Raw genomic sequence first — 13,588 nt, forward strand, 5'->3', positions numbered from 1 at the left:
GTTAATCTGTGGGCTTGATACGACTTATCTCCGTAGTCCGCATATTCCGGTGGCCAGTCGAGTATTGAAGCCCATCGAGAGCATGGTGGGGATCCTGAGGTTGATGTCCCCTATCAGTTCCTGTACTACTTCTTTGAGGAAAGCGACGAGCGAGTCAAGCGTGACCTCTCATGCTGGATCAAACTCCGATGTTCTAGAGTGGAGCAAGAACAGGTCTGTCACCCCGGACTGCTGCTGTTAACTGCCGGTAGAACGGACAAGGATACGGCTTTCCAGTAGGAGGTGCGAGACTTAGCAGCCATAGAGATACCCCAAATTGCCGCTGTGAACTACCCCGCCCTGCTCGGTCTGATGGCCTCGCTAGAGACGGGACTTCCTGTTTCAATGACGCGCTTTGCAGGAACCGAATCGGTTCCCGTAGGGAGCGCAGTCTCCGCAGGCGTTAATTCGGAGTGAACCACTCCTACTTCGCTGAGTCCGCGAGAAAGAATGTTGTAGGCGGCATTAAGGTCGCGATCTGCTTCGAACCCACACGAGGGACACGAATGTTTCCGATCCCACAGCGGCTTTTCGGTCGAAACGCCACAATTCGAACACTCTTTGGTCGTTCCACGCGGGTCGACGACAACGAAGTGCGTTCCTCCGCGTTCACACTTGTATTCAAGCATTTGGAGGAACGTTCCCCACGCTGCTCTGGCGCGATTGTGGCTGTTCGACGGGAGTTCGATCAATCCTTTCGCGTCGAGGTCTTCGACCGCTACAAGATCGTACTCCCGAGCGTAGTAGTTTGAGAGTTTGTGAAGAAAATCGCGACGCTTCCTTTTCAGGTCGGCATAGCGTCGTGCAACGGTCTGCTGTTGCTTTCGGTAGTTCGCTGACCCGTGTTGCTTCCGAGAGAGCTTACGTTGCTCGCGTTCCAACCGCTCGCGTTCCTTGGAGAGGTTGGGACCCTTGACAGAAGTTCCATCGCTATCGTGGGCGTACTTCAGGATACCCACGTCGATGCCGACGCACTTCTCGGGAGTCTCCGGTTTTGGCAATGCGTCGTTCTCGGTTTCGATCCCGAGGATGGCAAACCATTCGCCCGTGGGCTCCTGCTTGACAACGACCTCCTTGATCGTTGCGTCATCGGGAATCTCGCGGTGGTGAATTATTGGAATATCGCCAATCTTGGAAAGAGAGAGTACAGGCCGACCGCTCGTGTTGTTGAGCTTGAAGCCGGTTTGACTGTACGTGATCGAACGATATTCCTGCGGGGCCTTCCACTTGAGTTCGCCGACGTGGTAGCCGCTGTCCTTCCGCCCCTTCAGCGTCGAGAGGTTGTCGTACAACCGCTGAACGACTTTCTGAAGGACCTTCGAGTGAACATCCTTCAGTTCGCCCCACTCGCGTTTGAGGCCGGGAAGGAGAGACTGTTCGGAGTAAGCAGAGGTTCCGTCGACCCGGTTGAGTCTGTGAAGAAAGTGGTTGTAGACCTGCCGGCAGGTATCGACGGTCCACGCTAACCGCTCGTGGAGTTCGTCGGTGGGTTTGAGTCGATACCGGTAGTTGTAGCGCATAGTCTACTCGTCGTCAGATGGATCAGTGACACGGACGACTTTAACCGTCGCACCGGCCCATGTTTCAGGGACGTAGACATGCGCGCCGTTACCAGACCGTTTGGCTTCTGCTTCAAGAACTCCGTGTCCTTCGATCTCGTACCGATCCACTGAATGTATCTAGGAATATACACTCGTAAAGCTACCGATAGCACAAGTCCACAGGCCGCCAGTATCGAACGAAAGAAAGACGATGGTGGCGTTATCAAAACGCGGAGCGTTCTGATTGGCTAACGAGATGCGAAGCGTCTCGTGAACGCTGTATCTCCTTCTACTCGCTTTCCTCACTCACTTGGAGGAAGGGCCCTTAGCGACTGCGGTTAGGTACAGATATATTCCTAGATGGATTCGCTGACCCAATACGTTAGAGGAATAAAGACTGTCTCTCTGTCATTTTGATCGCTACTGTCCATAATCCCTAACTCGACTGGCAGTAGCGTACTGAGTAATGGATATCCTCATGGGTGTCGACGCCGGTACCTCAGTGATCAAAGCGATCGCCATTACGCCAGCTGGAAGCGAGAAGGCACTAGCTACGCGATCTCTTTCGACCGATCACCCAGAGCCCCGATGGGCTCAACAGGATATGAACACCGTCTGGGAGCAGACTGCTGGCTGTCTCGGGGATCTCCTCAAGCAGCTTCCACGTGATGTGACCATTCTTGGTGTGAGTATTGCAGGCCAAGGCGATGGCTGTTGGTTAATCAATCGCGATGGCGATCCCGTTCGCGATGCTATCCTCTGGTCGGACAGTCGGGCAAGCGAGTACATCGAGCAGTGGCGTACCGACGGTACTCTCGAAGAGATCGAACGTATCTGTGGGTCAGAGCTCTTTCCGGGGACTGTACTTCCGCTTCTTGCGTGGCTGTCCGATGAAGAGCCACAACGCCTCGAGACGGCAGCGACGCTTTTGTTCTGCAAGGATTGGCTCACCTATAAGCTGACTGGAGAGTGCACGACGGATCTGAGCGACGCTTCACTCCCACTACTGGACATTCACGACCAATCCTATTCGGATGCCGTCTGGGAGACTATAGGCTTAGCCGAGTACATGCATCTTCGACCGGAGTTACAGCCGGCGGGGTCCGTTGTCGGATCGATAACGGAACCTGCGGCAGCGAGGACTGGCATTCCAGTTGGAACGCCGGTTGTAATGGGACTGTTCGATGTCGCTGCATCCGCCATCGGGTGTGGTGCCGTCTCCGAAGGTGATTCGGTTTCCTCGATCGGGACTTCAGTAGTCAACCAATCGCTAGCATCGACACCACGCGTCGATTCGACGACGATCCAGGTCGCTCTGTGGGACGATCTCTACACGGAGGCGATCGGCTCAAACGCAGGCACTCGGAGTATCGAGTGGGTACGCAGCGAAATCGTAAATGAAGGCAAAGTCAGTTATTCGGATCTGGAGACGGCTGCACAATCGGTGCCGGTAGGAGCGGACGGTCTTCTGTATCTCCCGTATCTTAGTCCAACTGGCGAACGAGGTCCGTTCGTCGATCCGAATGCACGAGCCCAGTTGCTTGGCCTAGAGCCATCGCATACGACCGCTCATATCGTTCGAGCCGTGTACGAAGGGCTTGCATTGGCACTTCGGGATTGTTACGAGGCGATCCCGAAGACGGTCTCACAGCTGTACGTAACCGGTGGGCCCACTCGGTCGCCGTTTTGGAATCAACTCGTTGCGGACTGCATGGGCGTCGAGATCCTCGTTCCGAATAGTGCCGAACCGACTGCAGTTGGCGCAGCGGTGCTTGCAGGAGTGGGTACTGACTGTTATTCGGATCCCACAGTCGGTACGAGTCAGGTTCTGTCGACTCCGGATCGGTATCAGCCGACTACTGCTGTGACCGAAACGTATGATCTACTCTATGAGCAGTACGTACAGATCCGCTCACATATGACCGAGATCTGGGCGCTTCACGCTGAGACTACATCGCAGCTGTCCGGATGACGATTGTGCGGTCTGATACTGCGAATCGACGAGACCGCTTACTACATCGTGCTTGTGATCGACGAGAATGCCCGCAGTTGGCGACGTTGATCGGTAGTGGGGAACCTGACGACGAACTGTTCGACGCCCGCTTCAATGTACTCAGCCAGCAGTGATTTGACTGCCGCGGCTGTTCCGAACGCACCACGTTTCCGGATCTCTGCGTCCGAAAGTGAGCGATCGGACTGATAGGTGACCTGATCCCCGTAGTAGTTGTAGTAGAACTCGCGTGCGTCGTCAAGGGCCTCTGATTCGGAGTCAGCGATAACCACGTCGAGATAATAGCCCGGCGTGAACGTCTCGACGGGTCGGTCGGCTTCTCTGAGCAGCTCTCGAATGTGATCGAAGCCTGCAGCATACGTCTCGGGTGCCATCGCGATTGGGAGCCACCCATCGCCATGTTCCGTCAGGCGATGCTGTATCGTCCGTGGAAATCCCCGACTTGGGTCGAAGGCAGCCGATGCAACGTAGATTGATGGCGAATGGGCCGGTTTGAATCCGATTGTGGCGTTCTCCAAGTGGTACTGATCGCCGTCGTGATCGACCGCGGTTCCGTCCCAGAGTTCGGAGATGATGGCTAGTGCTTCGTTGAGTGTCGCCCCACGCTGCTCGTCGTCGATACCGAGTTGTCGCATCTCTTCGCGCTCGGGCGGTCTGACGCCTACTCCGACACCCAAGGACAGACGACCACCGCTTAGCTGGTCAAGCGTTGCCGTCATGTGAGCGACGTGCACTGGATGCCGAAGCACCGGCAGATACACTGCCGTTCCGATCCCGATCGAATCGGTCGCTGCCGCGACGGCACTAAGCGTGACGAGTGGCTCGAAGCGTGGTTTTGCGAGAACGCTGTCACCCACCCACGCCGAATCGTATCCGAGCGATTCGGCACGCTGGGCGAGAGCAACGATATCAGCGCTGGCGCGGGCGGTGAGTTCCGTTGTCGACGTGCTCGAAAAGACGATTCCCCGTGTCGGGAGTAAGTATCCATACGTGGTCACGATGCTCTTACCGAGACGGAGAACGCAGATCATAATAACTGTGCACATATCACACTACCCGGCTGCTGCCACCGTTCGTTTAGATGGTAGATCAGAGTGATCTACTCCCTTCTCGTGTTATACGCTGAACAGGCGCAATACCACGTCCTTTAGGGCGTGGATACGCGCCGTTAATTGATTCAACTATCCACCGCCTGTTGCATGGCCGGATATTCTATGCTGAATCAGTACTATTAACCTATCGGGCTTCATAACTGGTTATGAGGCCAGAATACGATGCGCACCCACCGAACATTCGAGGCGTCGATCACCAACCCACGGCAGGTGAGTGACGACCTCGATCAACTCGGACGGGCCGCGTCGAAACTCTGGAACGTCGGTCGCTACCACGCACAAGAACAGTGGGACGAAACGGGCGAGATCCCCGATGACGGGGAACTCAAATCCGAACTCAAAGGCCACGAACGCTATACGGATCTCCATTCTCAATCCAGTCAGCGCGTTCTCGAAGAACTCGCTGAAGCGTTCAACGGCTGGTTCGCAAAGCGTCGGAACGGTGATACCCGTGCCCGACCGCCTGGCTACCGCAAAAACGGAGACTCCCATCCCCGTTCCACGGTGTCGTTCAAAGCGGCTGGCTTCAAGCATGATGCACAGTTCACCCGCGTTCGCCTCTCGAAAGGCCGCAACCTGAAGGAACACCGCTCGGACTTCGTGTTGTGCGAATACGAGCTACGGCCCGATGTAGACCTCTCCCAGTGGGACATTCAACAGGTCCGGGCCGTCCACAAGTACGACGAGTGGCGGCTTCACTTCGTCTGTCGGAAGGTGATCGATCCCGAACCGCCGGGCGACGAGACTGCCGGGATCGACCTCGGTATCTCGAACATCGCCGCGCTTTCGTTCGGCGGTGAATCGATCCTCTTTCCCGGCAATGCACTGAAAGAGGACGAATACTACTTCGGACGAAAGAAGGCGAAGTGCGACGATAGCCGATCCAACGAGCGGCTTCGGTTGGACCGGAAGCGCACGGAACGCCGAACCCACTTCTTGCACACACTCTCGAAACACATCGTTTCTGAGTGCGTCAAGAGAGGTGTCGGAACCATCGTCATAGGCGACCTCGGCGGTATCCGCGACGACGAGAACGGTGAATCCCGGAACTGGGGCAATCACGGAAACCTCGACCTCCACGGATGGGCGTTCGACCGCTTCACGTCGATACTCGATTACAAGGCGGAAGCCGAAGGGATCGACGTAACGGTGGAGTCCGAACGCGATACCTCAAAGACGTGCTCCGCCTGCGGGACGAAAGACGGCAACCAGCGTGTCGAACGCGGGTTGTACGTTTGCGAGGAGTGCGATACGGTGGCGAATGCGGACGTGAACGGTGCGGAGAATATCCGACGAAAAGTAACTCCGAGTCCTTCGCAGGATAGGAGTAACGGCTGGTTGGCACAGCCTTCAGTCCATCTGTTCGATTGTAGCGAGGGCCGTTTCGCCCCGCGAGAACAGGTCGTGGACTGTAAACCCTAATATCCCAACGGCGGTCGGGATTCCACGTCGTTTACGGCGTGGAGGATGTCAAATCCTGTTACACGGCATACCATACATGACCGGAAGTGGCACCATTGGACGGGTTTTTGTTGCACCTGATGCTGAAGTCGAAATGGACGAACAAACTGAGGTTGAAGCAATCGCTGGACAAGGGCTCCGAGGTGATCGCTACTTCAGCGAGATCGAGACGGGAACCTTCGTCGAGTGGGAGCCAGATGAGGAACGTCGGGACGGATACGACCTTACGTTGATCGAGCAAGAAGCTGTGACCGCGATCGAGCGTGAAGCGGGAATCGAACTCGCACCGGGAGAACATCGACGGAACGTCGAAACTCGTGATGTCGCACTCAATCATCTCGTTGGCCAGCGATTCCGGGTCGGTGACGCCGTTTGTCGAGGTAATCGACTGTGTGAGCCGTGTAACCACCTGCAGCGTCTCACTCAGGACGGTGTACTGCAGGCGCTTGTTCATCGAGGCGGGCTCCGAGCGGACATTCTCGAAGATGGACTAATTCGCTCTGGAGACATCATCGAACCGCTCGAATAACTCTACGCCTACCGTTCTCTTAAGGGCTCCAGGGATTCTCCGGCCCGTTCAGTCATCTATTATTAATCGGAGCCGTCCCAACAGGAGTACCAACTTGACCGATGACTTAGATCGTGACGGTCGTACTTAGTTCCAGTTCAGTTTCGTTGGTTCCGTTTCCAGTTCCATTGCCTGGTACGGTTTCGTTAGTCTCGTTTCCGGTTTCGTTACCTGGTTCAGTTTCGTTGGTCCCGTTTCCAGTTTCGTTGGTCTCGTTGCCCGGCTCAGTCCCGTTCTGTGATTCTGTCTCGTTCGGTTCGGTTTCGTTAGTCTCGTTTCCGGTTTCGTTACCTGATTCAGTTTCATTGGTCTCGTTTTGCGGCCCCGTTTCATTCGGTTCGGTCTCGTTGTTCGGTTCACCCGGATCTCCACCACTCTCCGCGCCGTCCGTGTCGTTCTCAGGCGACGCTGGCTCCGTATCGTTCTCGCTCTCTTGGACGTCCTCAAGGTCTTCCGAGGCGTTCGTCGTGTTGGTCGCGGGTTCAGCCCCGCCCCCATCACCACCGCCGTCACCAGCTCCGAAGCCGCCGAGGCCAGCGAACAACAAGCCAGCAATGAGCAGGATGCCGCCAGCGAGAGCCAGCGCGATCCCGATCTCGCTGGTCCAGTCCTCGTCTTCGTCGTCGAGGTCGTCGGGGGTGGCGTCCCGTGAGGGGTCCGAGTGCTCGGATTCGTCTGGCCGCGCGCCGAAGGGTTCTGGATCGCGGTCAGTAGAGTCGTCGTTCATCGTCAGTTGCTCGCTCCCGTCTGCGGGATTGGTCTACGCTCTTCAGCACACTCCCCATAGCGACGGCGCCCACAGGTAACCGGTCGATCGTAGATCTCACCCAAGCATTTCATCGGTTATCCCCTCCGACCCCGTTTTCTTGCTCCGCGGCCCCATTGTCGTGCTCGATCTTGAACCGTCTGTAGCCTTCAATGAGACGCTCAGATGCGAATCCAGGTGCAACATGGATTCCTGGCGTTCCCAATAGTGCGAGCATACTGTTTAAGAGTACTCGCAGTGGATTATAATATTGCTTATGTTGGTCGACATTTTCTCGTCGGGCAGTGAACTCGGTGAGTACTCGCTAGACGCCATTGTCCCGGACATATCTGAATCCGTTGACTACCTGGCGACCGTTATATTCGAGGATATTCTAGACATTTTCAATGCTTGGTGCAGTGTCCTAGTTAGCTACGAGTAGCGAAATTGGTCTGTCAAAAAAGGCATCTACTGTTGTGACGACAGCTTCAAGAGTATCTCAAAACACGGGCTGTGAACGTCAGTACTGGATTTCAATAATCCACTTAACCTCTTATCCGCTCAGCCTTGAAGCAGAGAGTTGTACCTTGAGGGGTTAGCAGTCCCGAATATGATTTCGGCTTAATCCAATTCATAATAATAATATTATTTCATAATTTTTATACTCACACTTCGATGTTCTATGTATAGGAGGACGAGCAGACTCTATCGGTATATTCGGTTCGTCCTCGATCATACAATGAACTCGAAGGAAACTCACACGGAAGATCAGATGGAGGACAACTCAGGGATTCGGACGTCTCGACGGACGTTCCTCGAACTTAGCGGCGCGGCTGCACTCGCCACAGCGGGGAGCGCCGCGAGCGTCACTACAGCAAAACCAACCACCAAAATTGGATCCGGACCGGGACGGATCCATGACCTCTCTACGTATCTAGCGGATCCTACCCGATTCGAAGAGAACCGCGAGCCGACCCATGCACCGACGACCATCCCATATGAATCGGTTACGCAGGCGATCGAATCCGACGAACCGTTTACCGAACTCGAGGAGCGTTTCGATGGCTCACCGTACTTCGAACTCCTGAATGGGACGTGGAACTTCCAATTTTTCCAACGTCCTTCCGACCTTCCAGAGTCACTCGATGGGGCCAACGACTGGGACGAGATCACGGTTCCCCGACCTTGGCAGACCGAAGGGTACGACGAGCGCGTCTACACGAATTGGCAGCCAACGTGGGTGGGATACGATTCCGATCTCGAATGGGAGCTCTATCCAGACGAAGATGGAATGGTTGACGTTCCGGGTGTCGGTGACGACGGTCCTAATCCGGTCGGCGTATACAATCGTACGATCGATGTCCCAGCCGACTGGGAGGGCCGTGAGACGTTCCTTCATTTCGAGGGTGTCAAGCAGGCGTATTTTGTCTGGATCGACGGAGAGTACGTCGGCTTCCAACAGGGATCGATGACTCCCGGCGAGTTTCACATCTCCGAGCACGTTGAGGCTGGGGCCAGTCACGACCTGACAGTCCAGATCTATCGTTGGAGCGACGGTGAGGCGCTGGAATGTGTTGATATGCATAAGTACGCGGGTATCTACCGGAGTGCATATCTGTTTTCGACCCCGGCGGTCCACATTCGCGACTTCGCTGTCCGGACCGACCTCGACGACGAGTACGAGGATGCGACGTTGCGAGTCGACGTCGAACTCACCGAGTACTCGGTACCCGATGAGGCTGAGTATCGAGTGCGAGCAACGTTGTGTGATCCCGACAGTTACTCGGAAGTCGTGAGCTGCGAGGAATCAGTCACCGTTGAGGAAGGCGCCGTCACAACGCTTGAAACCGACGTCAGTGACCCCGCAAAGTGGTCCGCCGAGGATCCAACGCTATATCCGCTGATCGTGGAACTGCTCCCGACCGGCCGGAATACTGAGGGTCAATCGGAACCCGAACCCAGCGAGGTCCTGTTCGAGAAGGTCGGCTTCCGCGAGTATGAGGCTGAACGTGGACCAGGTGGTCACATCACGGTCAACGGCGAGCCCATCAACGTTCGAGGTATCAATCGGCACGAAACCGATCCGGATACCGGTCGGACGGTACCGCTTGAGACCATGCGCGAGGACTTCGAGTTGCTCAAGCAGTTCAACCTCAACGCCGTGCGGACCTCCCACTACCCGAACGATCCAACCTTCTACCGACTCGCCGACGAGTACGGGATCTACGTGCAAGACGAGGTCAACTGTGAAACCCACTGGTGGGAGGGCGTATTAGCCGAAACCACCGCATACCACGATCAGAGTGTCGAGCGGTTCCGGCGAATGGTGCTTCGCGATCGAAATCACGCATCGATATTCTCGTGGTCGACGGGCAACGAGGCCGGCACCGGGGCCGAACATCTCAATATGGCCGCACTGGCAATCGGTGGTGACGATCCGACACTACCCGCCGACACAAGCGAGACGACGCGCCTGTCGGGTGAAGCAATCGAATCGTTCGACGCCGACGGAATCGATGCCCTCTCGCCCGATCGGATCATGTACCACCAGCCCAACCACGGCGGCTGGGACGTCGACTACAGTGATATGCTCGGTCCGCGGTATATCGATGCCGAAACACTAGCAACATTCGGAGCGGGTGGTGATGTCAGCGATAGTCCTCGATTCGGTGATCGTTCGAGTGGAGACGGCTCGCCCGGTGACGGCGAGCGGTCGGTTGTCATGGGCGAGTACAACCACGCGATGGGTAATAGCCTTGGATTGATCGACGAGATGTGGAACGATTATATCCAGCCACCAGTCCGTCGGGTCCGTGATCGGGTCGGCGACGCAGATGGTGTCCTACTTGGATCGCCGGCGGTCGTTGCGGGGACAGATGGTGGCGCACTCGAGTTAGATGGTCAGTCCGACTATATCGAAGTAGTCCTATCCGACCAACCGGTTTCTGAGTCCGAGTTCTCCGTCGAACTAACGGTAAGTGAACTCACCGCCAACGGGGATACACCACTGGTCGTGGCTGGCGATCACTGTCGACTTGCTATTACGGCCGAGGGAGACCTCGAATTCACCGTTGGAGGAACGTCGGTGACCGAAGAGCTTCCTGGGATCGAGACGGAGACACAAACGCTGACAGCCGTCTGTTCGGCTGAAGAACTTGCACTCTACGTAGACGGGGAGCAAATCGGTGTTACTGAACACGACCGCCGTGATTTCGACGGGACCGGCGAGACACTGCTTATCGGCCATGACGATCATAGCGATCGGTTCCTACAGGCGACGATTGAGTCGATTGCTGTCTACCAGTCAGCTCTTTCGGCTACCGACATCGGGCAGGAGAGTCCAACTGACGAGACCGTCCTCTGGTACGACTTTGATGACCTGCTGGGAGACAAGAGCCTTCAAGGTGGCTTCATCTGGGACTGGGTCAACCAGGACCTGAACGACGAGACCGAGGACGGCGAACCGTTCCAGTTCTACGATCTCGATGGCCCAGCGGGAGCCTTCTGTCTGAACGGGACGATCTGGTCGGATCGACGCCCTCAACCCGAAATGTGGCAGCTAAAACAGTGCCACCAGCCAGTGAAAATGGTCCCGCGAGATCTGGCACAAGGGGAGGTCTACATCACAAATCACCACCAGTTTACGGACTTAGACGGATTCGATCTCACGTGGACGCTCTCGGCGGCCGGACAGACGGTGCGCGAAGGAACACTCGATCTCAAGACGCCGCCGAACGCGACTGAGATCGTCTCGATTGACGGTCTCGTGCATGCACCGAACCCTGAGCCCGGAGCAGAGTACTGGGTCGATATTTCCGTCTCGATTCCTGAGGACACCAGTTGGAGTGACGAAGGCCATGAAATTGCCTTCGCGCAGTTCCCGGTTCCCATTGAGACTCCTGATCCCACACGTCGAGGGAGAAGCGGTGTACCACCGGTCACGACTGAGGAAACGGACACGGAACTCGTGATAACGGGTAAAAAGTTCGAGTATACGCTCGATAAAGCGCTGGGAACGTTCTCCTCGATGCAATATGAGGGGACCGAACTCGTCGAGCGCGGTCCGGTCCTCAATTTCTGGCGGGCGCCGATCATGAACGAACTCCAGGATTGGGGCCCCCATCCGGCACCGAACTGGCACGATCTGGGGCTCGACGACATTCAACACGAGGTCGATAGTATCGAGATCTCGGAACACAAACACAGTGTGGATATCGAGGTCGATAGTTTAGCATTCGGAGCAACCGACGACGGGGCGCCAGCCGGCTACGAGACGACCTACTGCTATCACGTCGCCGGAGACGGCGAGGTGCAGATCGACGTCCAAGCCGATCCGACCGACCGACTTGTTGCAAACGTTGGCGAGTGGCTTCCAAAAATCGGCCTGCAACTAGAAGTCTTAGAGGAGTTCGATCAGTTCGAGTGGTACGGTCGCGGACCTCTTGAGACGTATCCTGATCGGAAGACTGGCGTGCGAGTCGGCCACTACGCGGGATCAGTCGACCAGCAGTACGTCCCGTATCTCCCACCACAGGACAACGGAAACAAGACCGATACGCGTTGGGCTTCACTCAGCAACGGTTCGGTTGGAGTGGCTGCGTTCGGCGGTTCGCTATTAGATGTTAGTCTCGAACAGTATGGAAATCTCGCGGACGCCGACTATCAGTATCAACTCGAAGAGCGTGGTTCGGTCGGGTTTAATCTCGACCACGCGGTAACCGGCGTCGGTGGAACACCCGTTCCAACGGCCGATGAGTACCAAGTTCAACCCGAATCGACTGAATTCACCATCACTCTCTGTCCGTTTCGGGCTACCGAGGGTCCAATGAGCGTCTTGGGTGGAACTCTCCCGTCTACGCAAGATAGGTGATGACAGCCTGAACGGGGCGCTATTCGGTCCGCTCGCTTCCTCCGACCGGACCGAGGTGTGGTTCTACTGGTGGTCGACGGTTCCACGAGTGCTATCTCGTTTAGGAAGAGTTCGTAGTAGACGTCGTACTCACAGAACTGGGAGCCTTCGATAGCGATGCCGAGCCGATACCCGTCAATTTCCCATATTTAGAGAAAGAGAATACGAGCACCGTCGTCAGTCGCTCCAAAATCCACGCTGGCGGATTTCGATTTCGGCGAGGACCGTTGAGAGGACGTCCCGCCAGTCCTGCGGATGGGTTGTATCGTCGCCAAGTGTCGGTGCGTTCGGGCCTGGATGAATGTGATCCCGCCTGTTGTGATTCGACGGATGGCGGTCCCAGCGATGATCGAACGCGCCGTTTTCATGGGTTTCGTGATAGTGCAGCGAGAAATCGCCGTTTTCGAACCAGACGATTTCGAGGCGGGCTGTCTGTACGCTGCTTGGATACCAGCGGGAATCGTAGACACAGACGAGTCGATCCGGAGCAAAATCGGGCTCTGTCTCGATGTGGCTGAATCGAGCGTCGGTACCTAGTCGCGTTTCGAGAACAGAGAGACGGTTGAAATCGACAGGGGCACCGCTTTCGGTTTCTGACTCAGTACGACCGCGCTCGTCCGTCATGCTACAGCGTGTCGGTCGGTTGCCCCGTCAGAATCACTGGCTAAGGCCCGCTCGAGAAGTGTGATCCGTCGACGTGTTGTCTTCCACGCCGAGAGTGTTTCCCATACCGATTCGATCGACCGGTCAATATTGGCTGCATGCGCCGAGATCGATACTGTTTCCGGCGATTCGGCATCGAATTTGTCTCTATAGGTCCGGTCGTGTTCCGTTTCGGTCTGTAGAAAGTCGAGTAGATCGTCGGTAGTGTACTGCTCGCGGAGGTGGTGTACCTGCCGCCAGGTCAGATACTCTTGATTGCGTTCGTAGGTCACCGGCGAGTCAGTAACGCGGGTAACGATACCCATTCGTTCGAACCAGTCCAGGTACTCCTTGGCAGCATCGCGTCCGTGATCGGCACGGTTAGCGACCTCATCGATGGTTGCTGGACCCTCTAATCCGAGAACGGTATCGAGGAAGTCGTCGCGTGTTCGGTTGCCATGTACGAGTTTCTCAGCGCTCACCAAGGCGTCGAAATCAGGAACTGTGGCACGCTCGTCGTCGGTGGCTTTCAGGTCTTGGCGTGGCTCCTTCATAGATGG

The 13,588-nt window shown here is 56.2% G+C and carries 10 protein-coding genes and 1 pseudogene; 5 read left to right on the forward strand and 6 right to left on the reverse strand.

What is annotated here, in order from left to right; all coding sequences use genetic code 11:
* Nucleotides 1-39: 39 nt before the first annotated feature.
* Nucleotides 40-162 (forward strand): annotated as a pseudogene (locus tag EAO80_RS20880) (tryptophan--tRNA ligase); the annotation flags it as partial.
* A 167-nt stretch (nt 163-329) separates the two neighbouring features.
* Here EAO80_RS20880 and EAO80_RS16735 read toward each other — a convergent pair.
* Together EAO80_RS16735 and EAO80_RS16740 are read right to left on the reverse strand one after the other, a co-directional pair.
* Entirely contained in the window at nt 330-1,559 is a 1,230-nt protein-coding gene (locus EAO80_RS16735; protein ID WP_122090959.1) for an RNA-guided endonuclease InsQ/TnpB family protein, read from the reverse strand.
* A gap of 3 nt (nt 1,560-1,562) precedes the next feature.
* Complete coding sequence (locus EAO80_RS16740; RefSeq protein ID WP_122090960.1) at nt 1,563-1,709, reverse strand: DUF2080 family transposase-associated protein; 147 nt, start codon at nt 1,707-1,709, stop codon at nt 1,563-1,565.
* 337 nt (nt 1,710-2,046) lie between these two features.
* Between EAO80_RS16740 and EAO80_RS16745 the strand changes: the two genes are divergently transcribed.
* On the forward strand, nt 2,047-3,552 hold the full coding sequence (locus tag EAO80_RS16745) for an FGGY-family carbohydrate kinase (protein WP_122090961.1): 1,506 nt from the start codon (nt 2,047-2,049) through the stop codon (nt 3,550-3,552).
* Between the two features lie 41 nt (nt 3,553-3,593).
* On the opposite strand, the gene EAO80_RS16750 is transcribed toward EAO80_RS16745, so the two are convergent.
* Nucleotides 3,594-4,589, reverse strand: coding sequence for an LLM class flavin-dependent oxidoreductase (locus EAO80_RS16750; RefSeq protein ID WP_245998686.1), 996 nt, complete (start codon nt 4,587-4,589; stop codon nt 3,594-3,596).
* 276 nt (nt 4,590-4,865) lie between these two features.
* Here EAO80_RS16750 and EAO80_RS16755 point away from each other — a divergent pair, with 276 nt between their 5' ends.
* Both EAO80_RS16755 and EAO80_RS20885 read left to right on the forward strand, forming a co-directional pair.
* On the forward strand, nt 4,866-6,125 hold the full coding sequence (locus tag EAO80_RS16755; RefSeq protein ID WP_122090963.1) for an RNA-guided endonuclease InsQ/TnpB family protein: 1,260 nt from the start codon (nt 4,866-4,868) through the stop codon (nt 6,123-6,125).
* A 76-nt stretch (nt 6,126-6,201) separates the two neighbouring features.
* On the forward strand, nt 6,202-6,693 hold the full coding sequence (locus tag EAO80_RS20885; protein ID WP_122090964.1) for an MOSC domain-containing protein: 492 nt from the start codon (nt 6,202-6,204) through the stop codon (nt 6,691-6,693).
* A 106-nt stretch (nt 6,694-6,799) separates the two neighbouring features.
* On the opposite strand, the gene EAO80_RS20095 is transcribed toward EAO80_RS20885, so the two are convergent.
* A complete protein-coding gene (locus EAO80_RS20095) occupies nt 6,800-7,459 on the reverse strand; it encodes an ICP22 family protein (RefSeq protein ID WP_211330737.1) in 660 nt (219 codons plus the stop codon).
* Nucleotides 7,460-8,249: 790 nt separating this feature from the next.
* Here EAO80_RS20095 and EAO80_RS16770 point away from each other — a divergent pair.
* Nucleotides 8,250-12,347 (forward strand): beta-galactosidase small subunit-related protein, encoded by a 4,098-nt coding sequence (locus tag EAO80_RS16770; protein ID WP_245998687.1) that lies wholly within the window; start codon nt 8,250-8,252, stop codon nt 12,345-12,347.
* 216 nt (nt 12,348-12,563) lie between these two features.
* On the opposite strand, the gene EAO80_RS16775 is transcribed toward EAO80_RS16770, so the two are convergent.
* Together EAO80_RS16775 and EAO80_RS16780 are read right to left on the reverse strand one after the other, a co-directional pair.
* On the reverse strand, nt 12,564-13,010 hold the full coding sequence (locus EAO80_RS16775) for a hypothetical protein (protein ID WP_122090966.1): 447 nt from the start codon (nt 13,008-13,010) through the stop codon (nt 12,564-12,566).
* Complete coding sequence (locus EAO80_RS16780; protein WP_122090967.1) at nt 13,007-13,582, reverse strand: DUF7342 family protein; 576 nt, start codon at nt 13,580-13,582, stop codon at nt 13,007-13,009. The genes EAO80_RS16775 and EAO80_RS16780 overlap by 4 nt, the downstream gene beginning before the upstream one ends.
* Nucleotides 13,583-13,588 lie beyond the last annotated feature (6 nt).

It is taken from the genome of Halalkalicoccus subterraneus (assembly GCF_003697815.1).
Lineage (GTDB): Archaea > Halobacteriota > Halobacteria > Halobacteriales > Halalkalicoccaceae > Halalkalicoccus > Halalkalicoccus subterraneus.

Coding starts and splice junctions, on each gene's coding strand:
- EAO80_RS16735 (WP_122090959.1), bottom strand. CDS start 1,559: ATGCGCTACAACTACCGGTATCGACTCAAACCCACCGACGAACTCCAC.
- EAO80_RS16745 (WP_122090961.1), top strand. CDS start 2,047: ATGGATATCCTCATGGGTGTCGACGCCGGTACCTCAGTGATCAAAGCG.
- EAO80_RS16755 (WP_122090963.1), top strand. CDS start 4,866: ATGCGCACCCACCGAACATTCGAGGCGTCGATCACCAACCCACGGCAG.
- EAO80_RS20885 (WP_122090964.1), top strand. CDS start 6,202: ATGACCGGAAGTGGCACCATTGGACGGGTTTTTGTTGCACCTGATGCT.
- EAO80_RS20095 (WP_211330737.1), bottom strand. CDS start 7,459: ATGAACGACGACTCTACTGACCGCGATCCAGAACCCTTCGGCGCGCGG.
- EAO80_RS16770 (WP_245998687.1), top strand. CDS start 8,250: ATGGAGGACAACTCAGGGATTCGGACGTCTCGACGGACGTTCCTCGAA.
- EAO80_RS16775 (WP_122090966.1), bottom strand. CDS start 13,010: ATGACGGACGAGCGCGGTCGTACTGAGTCAGAAACCGAAAGCGGTGCC.
- EAO80_RS16780 (WP_122090967.1), bottom strand. CDS start 13,582: ATGAAGGAGCCACGCCAAGACCTGAAAGCCACCGACGACGAGCGTGCC.